At 65.6% G+C, this 13,716-nt stretch carries 11 protein-coding genes and 1 other RNA gene; 2 read left to right on the forward strand and 10 right to left on the reverse strand.

Translation table 11 applies throughout. The features are described from left to right. Positions 1-22: 22 nt before the first annotated feature. From NMB96_RS03375 to NMB96_RS03390, 4 genes are all read right to left on the reverse strand, one after another. Positions 23-460, reverse strand: a complete 438-nt coding sequence (locus NMB96_RS03375) for a VirK family protein (RefSeq protein WP_255086231.1) — start codon at positions 458-460, stop codon at positions 23-25. Positions 461-492: 32 nt separating this feature from the next. Next, on the reverse strand, positions 493-924 hold the full coding sequence (locus NMB96_RS03380; RefSeq protein ID WP_006448758.1) for a VirK family protein: 432 nt from the start codon (positions 922-924) through the stop codon (positions 493-495). Between the two features lie 524 nt (positions 925-1,448). Continuing rightward, positions 1,449-2,858, reverse strand: a complete 1,410-nt coding sequence (locus tag NMB96_RS03385) for an FAD/NAD(P)-binding protein (protein ID WP_255086234.1) — start codon at positions 2,856-2,858, stop codon at positions 1,449-1,451. Between the two features lie 242 nt (positions 2,859-3,100). Next, a non-coding RNA gene (locus NMB96_RS03390) (sX9 sRNA) lies at positions 3,101-3,177 on the reverse strand. On the opposite strand from NMB96_RS03390, the gene NMB96_RS03395 reads away from it, so the two are divergent. After that, complete coding sequence (locus tag NMB96_RS03395; RefSeq protein ID WP_152025496.1) at positions 3,176-3,361, forward strand: hypothetical protein; 186 nt, start codon at positions 3,176-3,178, stop codon at positions 3,359-3,361. The two genes, NMB96_RS03390 and NMB96_RS03395, sit on opposite strands and share 2 nt — an antisense overlap. Next, positions 3,348-4,124, forward strand: coding sequence for an SDR family NAD(P)-dependent oxidoreductase (locus NMB96_RS03400; RefSeq protein ID WP_023902332.1), 777 nt, complete (start codon positions 3,348-3,350; stop codon positions 4,122-4,124). The genes NMB96_RS03395 and NMB96_RS03400 overlap by 14 nt, the downstream gene beginning before the upstream one ends. Positions 4,125-4,291: 167 nt before the next feature. Here NMB96_RS03400 and NMB96_RS03405 read toward each other — a convergent pair whose 3' ends face one another. From NMB96_RS03405 to treZ, 6 genes are all read right to left on the reverse strand, one after another. After that, complete coding sequence (locus NMB96_RS03405; RefSeq protein WP_255086237.1) at positions 4,292-4,924, reverse strand: NAD(P)H-binding protein; 633 nt, start codon at positions 4,922-4,924, stop codon at positions 4,292-4,294. Positions 4,925-4,940: 16 nt separating this feature from the next. Further along, positions 4,941-7,103 carry a glycogen debranching protein GlgX gene (gene glgX / locus NMB96_RS03410; RefSeq protein WP_023902330.1) on the reverse strand — a complete coding sequence of 721 codons (2,163 nt, stop codon included), beginning with the start codon at positions 7,101-7,103 and terminating at the stop codon, positions 4,941-4,943. Between the two features lie 121 nt (positions 7,104-7,224). Beyond that, positions 7,225-7,398: a DUF2934 domain-containing protein gene (locus NMB96_RS03415; RefSeq protein WP_255086239.1), complete on the reverse strand. Its 174-nt coding sequence runs from the start codon at positions 7,396-7,398 to the stop codon at positions 7,225-7,227. A gap of 13 nt (positions 7,399-7,411) precedes the next feature. Continuing rightward, on the reverse strand, positions 7,412-10,015 hold the full coding sequence (gene treY / locus NMB96_RS03420; RefSeq protein WP_255086240.1) for a malto-oligosyltrehalose synthase: 2,604 nt from the start codon (positions 10,013-10,015) through the stop codon (positions 7,412-7,414). Next, positions 10,012-11,961 (reverse strand): 4-alpha-glucanotransferase, encoded by a 1,950-nt coding sequence (locus tag NMB96_RS03425; RefSeq protein ID WP_255086241.1) that lies wholly within the window; start codon positions 11,959-11,961, stop codon positions 10,012-10,014. Before NMB96_RS03425 ends, treY begins: the two co-directional genes overlap by 4 nt. Next, the gene (treZ, locus tag NMB96_RS03430; protein ID WP_023902326.1) at positions 11,958-13,715 is read right to left on the reverse strand and encodes a malto-oligosyltrehalose trehalohydrolase; all 1,758 of its coding nucleotides are present in this window, start codon (positions 13,713-13,715) and stop codon (positions 11,958-11,960) included. The genes NMB96_RS03425 and treZ overlap by 4 nt, the downstream gene beginning before the upstream one ends. Position 13,716 lies beyond the last annotated feature (1 nt).

Below are 13,716 nucleotides of genomic sequence, written 5' to 3' on the forward strand. Positions count from 1 at the left end.
CATCGCGCAACGCATTGGGTTTTCAACGCGCGTGGAAGCGAATGCCCTGATTGATCGTGCATTGATACGCCAGCAGTGCCCCGCGTTGCTGCAGACTCGGCAGGTCGTACATGTAGGTGGTCAGCCGCACACTGTTGTCGGCAAGCACCTGGTAGCGCTGGAACTGCTGGAACGGCCTGCCATCGCTGCTGGCAGCGATGAACTGGGTGTCGGAAAACGCCAAGGTGCCGTCGGCGGTAAGACGGTAGGCGCCGATGCGCACACCACCGCGGCTGCGACTGGATGCAGTGCCCGCTTCGGCCGTGCAGCGCGACAGATCGACCGACACCGCCACATTGCGGCCGGTCTCCAACGCATCGATCAGGCTCGCTTGCGTGTTCAACGATTGCGTGGCGAATGCGGGAATTGCACTGGCTGACAGCACTGCAATGGCAAGTGAAAAATACAGACGTGAGGACATGTGCTTTCTCGGTAATGAGGGGGCAAACGCACTCAATCGGCGTGGAAGCGGATGCCCTGGTTGATCGTGCATTGATAGGCCAGCACCGGGCCACGTTGTTGCAAACCCGGCAGGTCGTACATGTAGGTGGTGAAACGCACGCTGCCATCCGGGCGCAGCTGATAACGCATGAACTGCTGGATCGGCTTGCCGTCGTTGGCCACGGTGAAATGCGAGCCGGAGAATGCGGCGGTGCCGTCCTCGGTGATGCGATAGGCATCGATATGGCGGCCGCCGCGGGTCTGAGTCACCGGGGTGCCTTCTTCGGGCGTGCAGCGAGCGAGATCGGTGGTCAGGCTGACGTCATAGCCGGCCTCCAGGGCCGCGAGCACTTCAGCACGGGTGTTGAGCGATTCGCTGGCCCAGGCGGGCAGCGCGCAAGCGCACAGCGTGGCGAGCAAGGCAGTGGCAGCAAGACGGGGCATGGCGGACTCCAGGCGGACGAGGGGATGAAGCGACCTGGACTGTAATCAGCCCAGGCCGATCAACATGACCTAATCCTGTCTGCACCGGTGCAGTGCGCTACGCATCACGCTGCATGATTGCGCTGTTTGGCGAAGTCCGCGCGAGATGGCGAGATGAGGGCTATACCTGCGCGCGCAGATCAAGATTCCGCTGGAAGGAGCGATAAGCCCCTCTCCCATCGGGAGAGGGGTTGGGGTGAGGGTACGGAGCGAAGCTACTCGCATAGTCCAACCGCACGAGGCTGCGCTCGTACCCTCATCCGCCCCTGCGGGGCACCTTCTCCCGACGGGAGAAGGGTTAAAGCCCCTCTCCCGTCGGGAGAGGGGTTGGGGTGAGGGTACGGAGCGAAGCTGCTCGCATCGTCCAACTTCACGAGGCTGCGCTCGTACCCTCATCCGCCCCTTCGGGGCACCTTCTCCCGACGGGAGAAGGGTTTAAAGCCCCTCTCCCGTCGGGAGAGGGGTTGGGGTGAGGGTACGGCCACCTACAAACGCGCATTGACTTCGCGCGGCATATGTTCCGGCTCCGGCTGTAACGCCGGCATCGCGCCCAACAACAGACGCTCGGCCAATGCGCGTGTAGCAACGCGCAACTCCGGCACGGCGGTGATTTCCCAATAGCGCCCACGCAACAGCGGACCAACGCAATACAGCCCCGGCACGATTTGCCCGGCGCCATCGCGCACCCGCAATTGCGCGTCGGTGTCCACACCCAACCCCAACGGATCGGCACGTAACAGGCCGGCTTCGCGCATGCCCGCGATCAGCGGATCGCTGGTGCGGTCGATGTCGGTATCCAAGCCGGTGGCGCGGATCACCGCGTCGTAGTGGCCGGTCTGCGCATCGGCAGCACCACGCGGGCGGATCACCGCCTCCACGCCATCGGGCACCCAACGCGCACGCAGCAAGCGTGCTGCGGTCACCTGCAATTGGCCCGAGGCCTGCAGCTGCGCCAGTTGCTCCGCCGCGCCCGGCGCAACCCGATGCCGCGCCACTTCCCAATACGGCCGCAAGTGACGCAGAAAGCGCGCCCGCTGGGTCAGGTCAAGACGCTGCCACAGCGGCTGCAGATGCGGGCGCAGAGCATCCACCACCCGCCGCCAATCGTCGACCACCGCACTCAGTTGACGCACGCCGCGCAGCAGGCCACGCAGGTCGGCGTCCTTGAGCGCGCGCTGGAGATGCGGCGGCAATTCCAGCGCCGCGCCTGGCTGACGAAGATGCGCCTGTGGTGCCAGCCCCCGCCGCGAGATCGCCACCAGCCGGCCACGATGCCCGCGCGTATGCAGGGTCAAGGCCACATCCACCATGGTCAGCCCGGTGCCGACGATCAGCACGTCGTCGTCGGGCGACAACTGCGCCAAGGCATCGCCTTGCCACGGCCACCCGATGTAGCGCGGATGCACGCTCAAGCGCGGGCCGATGCAGGCAAGCGCCTGCGGCTGCAGCGCACCGACCGCCAACACCACGCGGTCGCTATGGAAGGCATCGCCATTGGCCAGAAACACGCGAAACCCCTTGCGCACGCGCTCCACTGCCACCGCCTCTTGCGATAGCCGCATGATCGAGGCCTGCGCGCCGCTGACCGCGGTATCCAGCTCGCTGCGCAGATAATCGCCATAGGCAAGGCGCGGCAGGAATTCCAATCGCCCGCTATCGCCAAGATGCAGGGTATCTGCGAATGCACCGGGTGCTTGCGCATCGATCCCCAGGTCTTTGGCACGCACGTTGAGCAAATGTTCCGTCCGCGCCGCACCATAGGCAATGCCGCTGCCGAAGGTCTCGGCCACGCCGACCAAAGTGATGCGGACCTGCGCGTCGGCCGTCTGCGCCAGCGCACGAACCAGCGCGGTACCGCAAAAGCCGGCACCGATGACGGTGATATGGGTTTCCATGTGCAACTCCCACTGAATGACCCGCACGTTGTGCCCGCAGCGCGGCGCGAACGTGTAAACAAATGGTTAGCGGCGAGCAAGCGAAAACGCATGAGCTGATCATGGTTGGTGATGAGGCTTGCGTCGCAGGCCACGCGCGCGCCGCACTGCATGTAGATGACAGCGCACGCGACCACAGACAGATGCCGGCGCATGGCTCCCACGTGGCTCGCAGCGCTGCGCTGCGCACCGCGATTGAGAGTGGCTAGCAAAATGTAGCGAGCAGTTGCCGGGGGCATGCGGACAGCGCGCTCAGAACTCGAGTGTACGAGTGGCACATGCCGATTCTGAGCACCGACCGCGCGCGTCTGGCGGTGAACGCAGTAATTTTGTTAGCCGCTTTTGGATTTTGGGTGCAGCTGCGATGGTACGTCCAACACCGCAATGGCGCCGAACACTGCGTCATGACCAAGCTGCTCGATAATGCCGGTTTCCGATCGAGTGCCCGCCATGCCCATTCCTGAAGCACGCCCGCAACTCGCGCCGCGCGACCAACGTGTCCTGATCGCCGGCGGTAGCCGTGGCATCGGCCTGGCCATTGCCGACGCGTTCGTGCGCAACGGCGCGCACGTCTCGCTGTGCGCACGCAATGCCGATGGCCTCGCACAGGCCGCAGACGTGTTGGCGCCGCATGGCGCACCGGTACACACCTTCGCCTGCGACCTGTCGGATGCTGTGCAAATCGAGGCCTATGTGGACGCTGCAGCGCAGGCATTGAATGGCCTGGACGTGGTGATCAACAACGCCTCCGGCTATGGGCATGGCAACGACGATGCAAGTTGGCAAGCCGGCCTGGACGTGGATCTGATGGCCGCAGTGCGCTGCAATCGCGCCGCGCTGCCACACTTACGCAACAGCGCTGAGGCGGTGATCCTCAACATCAGCTCGATCAACGCGCAGCGCCCTACGCCGCGCGCGATCGCCTACTCCACCGCCAAGGCGGCGCTGAATTACTACACCACCACGCTGGCCGCCGAACTGGCGCGCGAGCGCATCCGCGTCAACGCGATTGCGCCAGGCTCGATCGAGTTTCCCGATGGGCTATGGGCGCGGCGTCGCGACCAAGAACCGGAACTGTATGCACGCATCCGCGACAGCATTCCATTCGGCGGGTTCGGGCAGGTGCAACACATCGCCGATGCGGCGTTGTTTCTGGCATCGCCGCAAGCGCGCTGGATCACCGGGCAAGTGCTGGCGGTGGATGGCGGGCAGTCGTTGGGGGTTTGAGCGCATTGCATGCGCTGGCGGAGCATGTCTCTCAGCCGCACGTACATCCGTAGGAGCGCGCTTGCGCGCGATGAGGCGTTATCGATAACGCTTCATCGCGCGCAAGCGCGCTCCTACGAGGAAACGGACAACCATCGGCTATCGCGTGACGAGGCGGCGACACCTCGTCAGCCCACCAATTCTGCCGCCTCAACACTATGCTCGCCGCGTGCAGGAGCCAGCGCTGCGCTCACCATGGCCGCAGCGATGCGTTCGGCCGGATTGATGCGAAAGCGGCGTGGCAGCAACGGGCCGAGCGCGCCCAGCATGAGACTGCCGATATGTTCGCCGGTACGCCGCTCTTCGCGCTCGCCGCCAATCAAACCGGGCCGTACGAAGGTCAGCGAGGGGAAGCCGACTGCGCGCAGGTCGCGTTCCAGTTCGCCCTTGACGCGGTTGTAGAAAATCCGCGACTGCGCATTGGCACCGGCGGCCGAATTCAGTACGAACACCGAGGTGCCCTGCGCGCAGGCGGCGCGTGCCAGTGCCATCGGGTAACCGTGATCGATGCGATAGAACGCTTCGCGCGAGCCGGCCTGTTTCATGGTGCTGCCCAAGGCGCAGATGGCCGCTTCCATGCGCGGAGCGGTCCAGCTGTCCAGGCGATCGAAGTCGATCACCTGGTTGCGCAGTTTGGGGTGGATCTGCGTCAACGGCCGGCGCGTGATCGCAACCACGCCCGTGCAGCGCGTGTCAGTGAGTAACTGCTGCAAGACGTGTTTGCCGACCAGACCGGTCGCCCCTGCCAACAACACGTCCATCAGTGCGCTCCTGCCATCAGCGTGCGCCCTCGGACACGATGCGCGCACTGCTGGCGATGCGATCGCGCTCCACCGCCAACAAGGTCAACGAGTGCGCTGGCGCCTTCCATTCGCTGCCACCGGCCACCACGCGGCCGCCGTGGCGTGCGGTGTCGACCAGCACGCGCCAATGTTCGTCGTGCATCGCCGGCAGCGTGAATGTCACGCTGGTGGAGGCGGCATTGATCAACATCAGCAAGCTCACGTTGGCGGCGATCTCGCGCAGGCCGGTGGTCGGCGAACGGCCATCCAGGCGCAGCATCAGCGCGCGCGCTTCAGGGTCGTGCCAACCGGCTTCGTCCATCTCGTTGCCGTTGGGTGCCAGCCAGGTGAGATCGCGCAGGCCCAGCGCTTCATCGAACTTGCCATCGAAGAAGCGTGCGCGATGCAGCAGCGGATAACGCTGGCGAATGCGGATCAGCCGGCGCACGAACGCGGCCTGATCGGCGGCGGCGGCCTTGCTGGCGGCAGTCCAGTCGATCCAGGTCAGTTCGTTGTCCTGGCAATACGCGTTGTTGTTGCCGTTCTGGCTGTGGCCGAATTCATCGCCGGCCAGCAGCATGGGCGTGCCTTGCGAGAGCAACAAGGTGGCGAGCAGATTGCGCATCTGCTGCCGGCGCAGCTGCTTGATCGCCGGGTCGTTGGTGTCGCCTTCGACGCCGTAATTGGCCGAGATATTGTGGTCGCTCCCGTCCCTGCCCTCTTCGCCGTTGGCAAAGTTGTGCTTGCCCTCGTAGCTGACCAGATCGCGCAGGGTGAAGCCGTCGTGCGCGGTGACGAAATTGACCGATGCGGTGGGGCGGCGACCGCTGTGGTTGAACAGATCGGCCGAGCCGGTGAGGCGTGTGGCCAACTCGGCCAGTTGCCCACCGTCGCCGCGCCAGAACGCGCGCACGTTGTCGCGGAACTTGTCGTTCCATTCCACCCAGCCCGGCGGGAAATTGCCGACCTGATAACCACCCGGGCCGATATCCCACGGCTCGGCGATCAACTTGGTCTGGCTCAGCACCGGATCCTGGCGCACCGCATCGAGAAAGCTGCCCGAGGGATCGAAGCCATAGCGCTCACGGCCGAGGATGCTGGCCAGATCGAAACGGAATCCATCGACATGCATTTCCTGCACCCAGTAACGCAGCGAATCCATCACCATGCGCAATGCGCCGACGTTGGTCAGATCGAACGTATTCCCGGTACCGGTGTCGTTGATGTAGAAGCGGCGATCGTCGGCCAGGCGGTAGTAGCTGGCGTTGTCGATGCCCTTGAACGACAGCGTAGGCCCAAGTTCGTTGCCTTCGGCGGTGTGGTTGTAGACCACGTCCAGCAGCACTTCCAGCCCGGCGTGATGCAGGCGCGCCACCATCTGCTTGAACTCGGCCACGGTCCGCGTGGACATGTAGCGCGCCTGCGGCGCGAAAAAGCCCAGCGTGTTGTAGCCCCAGTAATTGCGCAGGCCTTTTTCCAGCAGGTATTGATCGTCGACGAAGGCGTGCACGGGGAGCAGTTCCACCGCGGTGACGCCGAGCGAGCTGATGTGGTCGATCAACTCGTCGGTCTTCAGGGCCGAGAACGTGCCGCGATCTTCCGGCGGCACTGCCGGGTGCAGCATGCTCAGCCCGCGCACATGCGCTTCGTAGATCACCGTGCGATTCCACGGCGTCTGCGGCGGGCGATCCTGGCCCCAGGTGAAGGCCGGGTCGATCACGGCGGATTTGGGCATGAACGCGGCGCTGTCGCGACGGTCGAAACTCAGATCCTTGTCGCGATGGCCAATGGTGTAGCCGAACAGATGCGGCGCCCATTTGAGCTCGCCGACGATCTGCTTGGCATACGGGTCCAGCAGCAATTTGTTGTGGTTGAAACGATGACCGGCATCGGGCGCGTAAGGCCCGTGCACACGGTAGCCGTACAACTGGCCGGGGCGTGCGTCGGGCAGATAGCCGTGCCAGACCTCATCGGTGTATTCGGGCAGCGCCAGGCGCTCCTGCTCGCGGCCACGCTCGTCGAACAGACACAGTTCCACGCGGGTGGCGTTGCGCGAGTACAACGCGAAGTTGACGCCCAACCCGTCCCAGGTGGCGCCGAGCGGATTGGGACGGCCTTCGCGGATGCGCGAGCGTTGCGTGAACTTGCGAGTGGCCATCGGTAACTCCTGAAAACGGTGAACTCAAAACCAGTGAGCGAATACGAATGCGTGCGGCTGCACGTTCAACCCTGCATGGCGCGGCCAGCAGGGTGCACCATGCAAGATGACAGAGGCACCGTTACTGACGTGCAGTGATGGGCGGGTTGGCCTGTTCGGCGGCGCGTTCTTCGGCGTCCACCAGGCGCTCGGCCATGGCCCAATGACGGGCCGCATGCCCGTCCGGGCGGCCTTCGGCCTCCCAGATCTCCTGTGCCAACTGGCGAAGTCGCGCCTGCCGTTCCGTATCGTTCATTGCGTACGTTCTCTTAGGGGGTCGTCAACACTGCCACCGGCGCGCGTGCAAACAGCGTGGATAGCGCCAGGCGGCCTTGCTGCGGCTGCAACGTGCTGCCATCGAGCACATTACGGTATGTGCCTTGCGGCAATGCCAACGCCGCCTGACCCCAACGTGCCGGCGGCACCAGCAACGGCAGATCGCCCTCGGTCTGGTCACCGGCACCCAGTCGCGTGACCGCCACCACCAGCGACTGGCCACGGTACTGACGACGGAACGCCAGCACCTGCGCATCGCCACTGACCGCCACGTTGAGCGGCTGATAGTCACCCTGCGCGAACAACGCCGGATGTTCGGCACGTAGCTGCAACAGCAGCGCAGTGAGACGCGCCTTGACCGCGCCATCGCGCCAGCTGCGCAGCAGCGTGTTCCAGTCGCGCGCCTGCGCCAGCCATTGCTGGCGCTGCGCGTAATCGACCGGGCGGCGGTTGTCCGGATCCACCAGCGACAGATCCCAGCCTTCGGTGCCCTGATACAGATCGGGCACGCCCGGCACGGTCAGGCGCAACGTGGTTTGCACCAGCGCATTGCGCGCGCCGGCGGCGGCGATGTGGTTGCTGGCGCGCAGCAGCGCACGCCGCAGCGGCAGCCCGGCGCGGCTGCACAACACCTGCTCCACGGTGGCTTGCACGGCCTGTTCGTAAGCGGGCGAGCCATCGGTCCAGCTGGTGTGCAGCTTGGCCTCGCGCACTGCCTTGAGCAGCCATTGCGCGATGCGCTCGGCGTACGCAGCCAGCGGCTCGGTCTGGTCGGCGCCCAGGCCGATCGGCCAGGCGGCGACCAGGGTCTGCCACAGCATCTGCTGGTCGCCACCGGCCAATGCCGGCGATTCCAGTGTCTCGGTCAAGGTATCGAACTGCGTGCTCTGCTCGATCCACCAACGCGGCTGCTCTGAGAGCACCGCCAGCCGCATGCGCAGGTCTTCGCCGCGCTTGTGGTCGTGCGTGGCGGTGGCCAGCAGCGCACGCGGGAAATGTTTGGCGCGCTCTTGATTCTGCACATGGAACTCGGCCGCTTCATTGGCGAAGTGGGTCGGATGGCTGCCGACCTCGTTGCGCGACAGCAGCACGCCGTGCCGATAGAACGCGGTGTCTTCCACCGACTTGGCATTGAGCGGTGCGGACAACTGCTCCACGCGACGACGCAGGATGCGCCGCAAGGCGATCTGCGCGCGATCGGCGCCGGCATCGTCGAGCAACCAGCGCTCGATCGCATCGACGGCCGCAACGATCGACTCCGGCATGCCCTCGCGCGCGCGCGCGGCGGTGGCGCGCAAACGCTCGGCCTCGCTGCCGGTCACGCCCTTGGCACCGGCGTAGGTGCGGTACACCGGGAACCAGCGCAGCAACACGCACAGGCCGCGCGCCAGCATCTGCGGGCTGAACTCGCGCGTTGGCGGGTCCAGCCGTGCCAATGCCGACAGTGCACCCACGGCGCGATTGAACTCGGTCTGCAGCGGGCCACGCAGGATCTCGTCGCGTGCGGCGCGTTCTTCCTGGGCGAAATCGCCACTACGTCCGCTCACCTTCTGCCAGGCACGCGCCAATGGCTTGAAACCGGCCGCGTCATGCAGCACGCCGCCCACCTGGTCCATGAAGTCGTAACCGGTGGTGCCATCGCAGGGCCAGTCGGCCGGCAAGGCTTCGCCGGGCGCGAGGATCTTTTCCAGATACAGCGCCAACGTGCCGGGCTTGAGTCCGCGCTGGCGGCCAGCCGCATCCAGCCGGCTGCGCAGCTTGCGCACATAACCGGTGGGGTCGGTGAGGCCGTCCACGTGATCGATACGCAAGCCATCCAGATGGCCCTCGGCCACCAGCCGCAGCGGCAACGCATGCACCGCGTCGAACACCGCCGGCAGCTCCACACGCAATGCGACCAACGAGGTGATATCGAAGAAGCGGCGGTAGTTGAGCATGTCGTTGCCCACGCGCCACCAGTTCAAGCGATATGGCTGGCGTTCGATCAGCTTGTGCAGGCGGCCATCGCCGCGTTTGGCGCCGTCGTTGTAGTCGCGCAACCACTGCGCACGTGCCGCTTTTTCCGGCACGTCCAGCGTCTGCGGACGGATCGGGTAACGCTGGTCGTAATGCGCCAGCGCCGCGCTGCCGTCGTCCTCGACCACCAGCGTGATCAGCCCTTCGGCCAGCGCGGTGGCATACGGGCGATCCAGTACAGCCAGCCACAACTTGCCGTCGCGGCCCGGGGCGCGCCAATCGATGTCGAACCAGTCGGCATGTTTGGCGCTGCGGCCGTTACGCAAGACATCCCACCACCACGCGTTGTCCACGTGCGTGGCCATGTGGTTGGGCACGATATCGGCAATCAAGCCCATGCCGTGTTCGCGCGCGGCCTGCGACAAGGCGATCAACGCGGCTTCGCCGCCGAGTTCGGGATTGACCACGGTCGGGTCGATATTGTCGTAACCGTGCGTGGAGCCGGGTACCGCAGTGCCGATCGGTGACAGGTACAGATGGCTGATGCCGAGCCCGGCGTAGTACGGCACCTGCGCAAGTGCATCGTGCAGGGTGAAGCCGGCATGCAGCTGCAGGCGGGCGGTGGCGCGAAGATCGATCATGGATGCGGTTCCGAAACGGCCGCGACGCGACGCGCCTCGGCAAAGCCCTGCAGCGCCGTACTCAGGCGCGCATGCGGCAAGGGATCGGGCAAGCGTCGGCGCCAATTGGGATGGACCTCGACGGTGCCCGGCAGATTGGGTTGTTCTTCCAGCGCCAGCGCGTCTTCCACCGGCAACAAGGCCAATGGCGAGACGCTGGTGGCGGTGAAGCGCAGCGCGCCCAGCAGCGGGTCGTCCGCGGCGCTCAGGCCGGCGTGTTCGACCGCCGCATCCAGACGTGCAAGATCCTTGCTGCGCGCGACGGCATCGTCGCTCGCCTGCGCGGGCTTGATCAGTTCCAGCTTGCGTCGCCAATCGATATCGCGGCCTTCGCGCCAGCCGGTCAAGGTGGGCAGATCGTGGGTGGTGGTGGTGGCCACCGCATCCGGCCGCCACAACGCCGGCGACACAAAGGCGCCGTTGTCGTCGCGGGTGAACATCAACACATCGATGCCCATCACGCCACGCCGCGACAGTTCTTCGCGGATGCCGGGCGGCACCACACCCAGGTCTTCGCCGATCACGATGGCGCGATGCCGCCACGATTCCAGCGCGAGCAGATTGAGCAGATCGTGCAGCGGATAGGCCAGATACGCGCCTTCATTGGAGCTGGCACCTTCGGGCACCACCCACAGCCGCAACAGCCCCAGAATATGGTCGATACGGATGCCGCCACGGTCGCGCAATACCGCGCGCAGCAGCGCGATATACGGCGCGTAGCTGCTGCGTCGCAATGCGGTGGGCGAATACGCGCCGATGCCCCAATGCTGGCCATCGGCATTGAAGGCATCCGGCGGTGCGCCCAACACCAGGCCACGCAACACGGTGTCTGCGGCAGCCGCCGCTTCGGCGCCATTCGGGTCGAAGCCCACGGCCAGATCGGCGATCAGACCGATCTTCATGCCACGCTCGTGCGCTTCGCGCTGTGCATCCGACCAACTGCGTGCTGCCAGCCATTGCGTGAATACATGCAGCTGCGGATCGCCATCGCCGAAATCCTGCGCGGCAAACCTTGCGAAGCCTTCCAGCGCAGCGCCGCCCTCGTTGCGGAAGGCGAGCAGATCGGGATGGTCGGTTGCGACGCGTGTGTACAGATGGCGCAGCAATTGCCACTTGGCCTGCGCAGACGCCGGCCAGTCGATCAATGCAGTGTTGTGCAGCGTATCGAAACGCTCGCGCAGCCCAGGCACTTCGTTGATTGCATCCAGTGCCAGTTCGCCCAGCACGCGCACCGGCGCGGCATGCAACGGATCCAGAAAGCGCCGGTCGCTGGGCGAATACGGGCTGTAGCCGCTGGTGACCGGGCGCGAGGCATGCACCGGGCTCAATGCCAATGCATCGGCACCAGCCAGCGCGGCATGCCGCACCCACTCCACCGTGCCGGACGCGTCACCAATACCACCGTCGTCGATGCTGCGCGCCGAATACACCTGCAGCGCCATGCCCCAGGCACGCGGTGCCGGCAATCCGCAGGCATCGGCCACGCTGAAGCAGCGTTGCGGCGCCACTGCGACCTGCAGGGTCAGCTCACCGATCTGCAGCGTCCAGTAACCGAAACGCTGCGGTGCGCGCACCTGTCCTTGCGCATCCGCACGCGCTTGCTCGCTGGCGCCGCTGTCGTCCACCCAACGGCCGCTGGCATCAGGGGTAACCGACACGGGCAATAGCGCGGCCACCTGTACGGTCAACAGCGGTGCAGGCTCGATTGCCTGCGCCTTGCAGCGGCGCAGACTGTCTTCGCGTTGCGCTGCGGTGGCGGCAGGCAGTTCCAGCGCAGTGAGCACCGCGTGCAGCGACTGTTCGGACACCTGCCGCGGCTGGTCGCTGGCATCCACCCAATCCACCATCACCCCGGCCGCTGCGGCCAGCGTGTGCAGATCCGCCCTGCTCAGATCGCGCGTACTCATGCGCGCTCCTCATGCCAGGCGATGAAGCCATCGACCGGCAACTGCTGCGCATCGGCAGCGACGTTTTCAGCATGCGCCACACGTCCGCGCAGTGGCGGCATCGGCACTGCAGAGGTGCCGAGGTTGAAGGCGATATGCCATACCCCACCCGGCAACTCCCAGCTGGCAGTCACCGCGCCTTCGGCCAGCACACTGGCGCCCACGGCGCGCGCTTGCGCAAGACCTGGCACCAACCATTGGCGGCGCACGCCCAGCAGGGCGGTGAACCATGCTGTCCACTGCGCGCCCTCGCCTTGCACAGCGTCTTCGATCGGCGACCGCGATGCGGCGAAGGTGGCGTGGCTATTCGGGTCGGGAATGGTGGCGCGCTGCGCTTCGTCGGCGAACGCGGCGAAGTGGGCAAACTCGCGACGACGGCCTTCGCGCACCGCATCGTCCAGCGGCGGGCCAAAATCGGTGAAGAACAGGAACGGCTGCGTGGCACCCCACGGTTCGCCCATGAAAAACAGCGGAATCATCGGCGTCAGTGCGGTCAACGCCAGTGCGGCGCGCAGGCGTTGTTGCGACACCAGCACGCTCAACCGCTCGCCCCGCGCACGGTTACCGATCTGGTCGTGGTTCTGCGCAAAGATCACAAACTTGTGTGGCGGCAGGCCACCGCTGGGCTCGCCGCGCACATGCCCACGCGGATCCGGCTGGCCCTGATAGGCGAAGCCTTCGCCCAGCACGCGCGCCAGATGCTGGGTCGGTTGATCGGCGAACGCGGCGTAATAGCCTTCCTCCTCACCGGTCAGCAACACATGCAAGGCGTTGTGGAAGTCGTCGTCCCACTGCGCGGTGTAGCCGCGTTGCAGCTGCGAGGCCTGGTTGAATTCGTTCTCCAGCACCAGATGCACGTGGCGACCGGCCGGCAGACTGGCCTGCACGGTCTCGCGCAAGGTATCCAGGAAGGCGTTCGGGGTGATCGCGTGCACCGCATCCAGACGCAGGCCGTCGAAGCCGTATTCGTGCAACCACATCAGCGCGTTGTCGAGAAAGTAACGCTGCACCTGCGGCTTGCGGAAATCGATCGCCGCGCCCCACGGGGTGGGCTTGTCTTCGTTGAAAAACGGGCCGGCGTAGCTGTGCAGATAATTGCCGTCCGGGCCGAAGTGGTTGTAGACCACATCCAGCAACACCATCAGGCCATGCCCGTGCGCGGCATCGATCAATGCCTTCAGTTCGTCCGGCGTGCCATAGGCTTCCACCGGTGCGTACGGCAGCACGCCGTCGTAGCCCCAGTTATGCGCACCCGGAAACGCGCTCAACGGCATCAGCTCGATCGCGGTGATGCCCATTGCCGCCAGCTGCGGCAATTGCGCCTGCACACCGGCATAGCCGCCGCAGGTGCCGACGTGCAGTTCGTAGATCACCGCCTCGTCCCACGGCCGTCCCTGCCACTGGATGTTCTGCCAGGCGTAGCCATCGCTGGGCTGCACGGCGCTGGGGCCGTGTACGCCCTCGGGCTGCCAGCGCGAGGCCGGGTCCGGCACCGGCTCGCCGCCATCGATGCTGTAGCGATAGCGCGCATCTGCGGCGCAGCGGATCAACGCGTTGAAAAACCCGTCCTGCCCCGCCTGCAGCGCAGCCCGCGTGCCGTCGTCGAAGACCACATCCACGCCCTTGGCATCCGGTGCCCAGAGCGCAAAGCGCACCTGTCCCTCACCCGCTGGCCATGCGCCCCATGCCGGCAGGGTGTCGTTGCGCTCGTTCATC

Source organism: Xanthomonas hortorum, assembly GCF_024339125.1.
GTDB lineage: Bacteria > Pseudomonadota > Gammaproteobacteria > Xanthomonadales > Xanthomonadaceae > Xanthomonas > Xanthomonas hortorum.

Excerpts from the sequence above, each read along its gene's own strand:
- NMB96_RS03375 (WP_255086231.1), bottom strand. The coding sequence starts at position 460 with ATGTCCTCACGTCTGTATTTTTCACTTGCCATTGCAGTGCTGTCAGCC.
- NMB96_RS03380 (WP_006448758.1), bottom strand. The coding sequence starts at position 924 with ATGCCCCGTCTTGCTGCCACTGCCTTGCTCGCCACGCTGTGCGCTTGC.
- NMB96_RS03385 (WP_255086234.1), bottom strand. The coding sequence starts at position 2,858 with ATGGAAACCCATATCACCGTCATCGGTGCCGGCTTTTGCGGTACCGCG.
- NMB96_RS03395 (WP_152025496.1), top strand. The coding sequence starts at position 3,176 with ATGCCGATTCTGAGCACCGACCGCGCGCGTCTGGCGGTGAACGCAGTA.
- NMB96_RS03400 (WP_023902332.1), top strand. The coding sequence starts at position 3,348 with ATGCCCATTCCTGAAGCACGCCCGCAACTCGCGCCGCGCGACCAACGT.
- NMB96_RS03405 (WP_255086237.1), bottom strand. The coding sequence starts at position 4,924 with ATGGACGTGTTGTTGGCAGGGGCGACCGGTCTGGTCGGCAAACACGTC.
- glgX (WP_023902330.1), bottom strand. The coding sequence starts at position 7,103 with ATGGCCACTCGCAAGTTCACGCAACGCTCGCGCATCCGCGAAGGCCGT.
- NMB96_RS03415 (WP_255086239.1), bottom strand. The coding sequence starts at position 7,398 with ATGAACGATACGGAACGGCAGGCGCGACTTCGCCAGTTGGCACAGGAG.
- treY (WP_255086240.1), bottom strand. The coding sequence starts at position 10,015 with ATGATCGATCTTCGCGCCACCGCCCGCCTGCAGCTGCATGCCGGCTTC.
- NMB96_RS03425 (WP_255086241.1), bottom strand. The coding sequence starts at position 11,961 with ATGAGTACGCGCGATCTGAGCAGGGCGGATCTGCACACGCTGGCCGCA.
- treZ (WP_023902326.1), bottom strand. The coding sequence starts at position 13,715 with ATGAACGAGCGCAACGACACCCTGCCGGCATGGGGCGCATGGCCAGCG.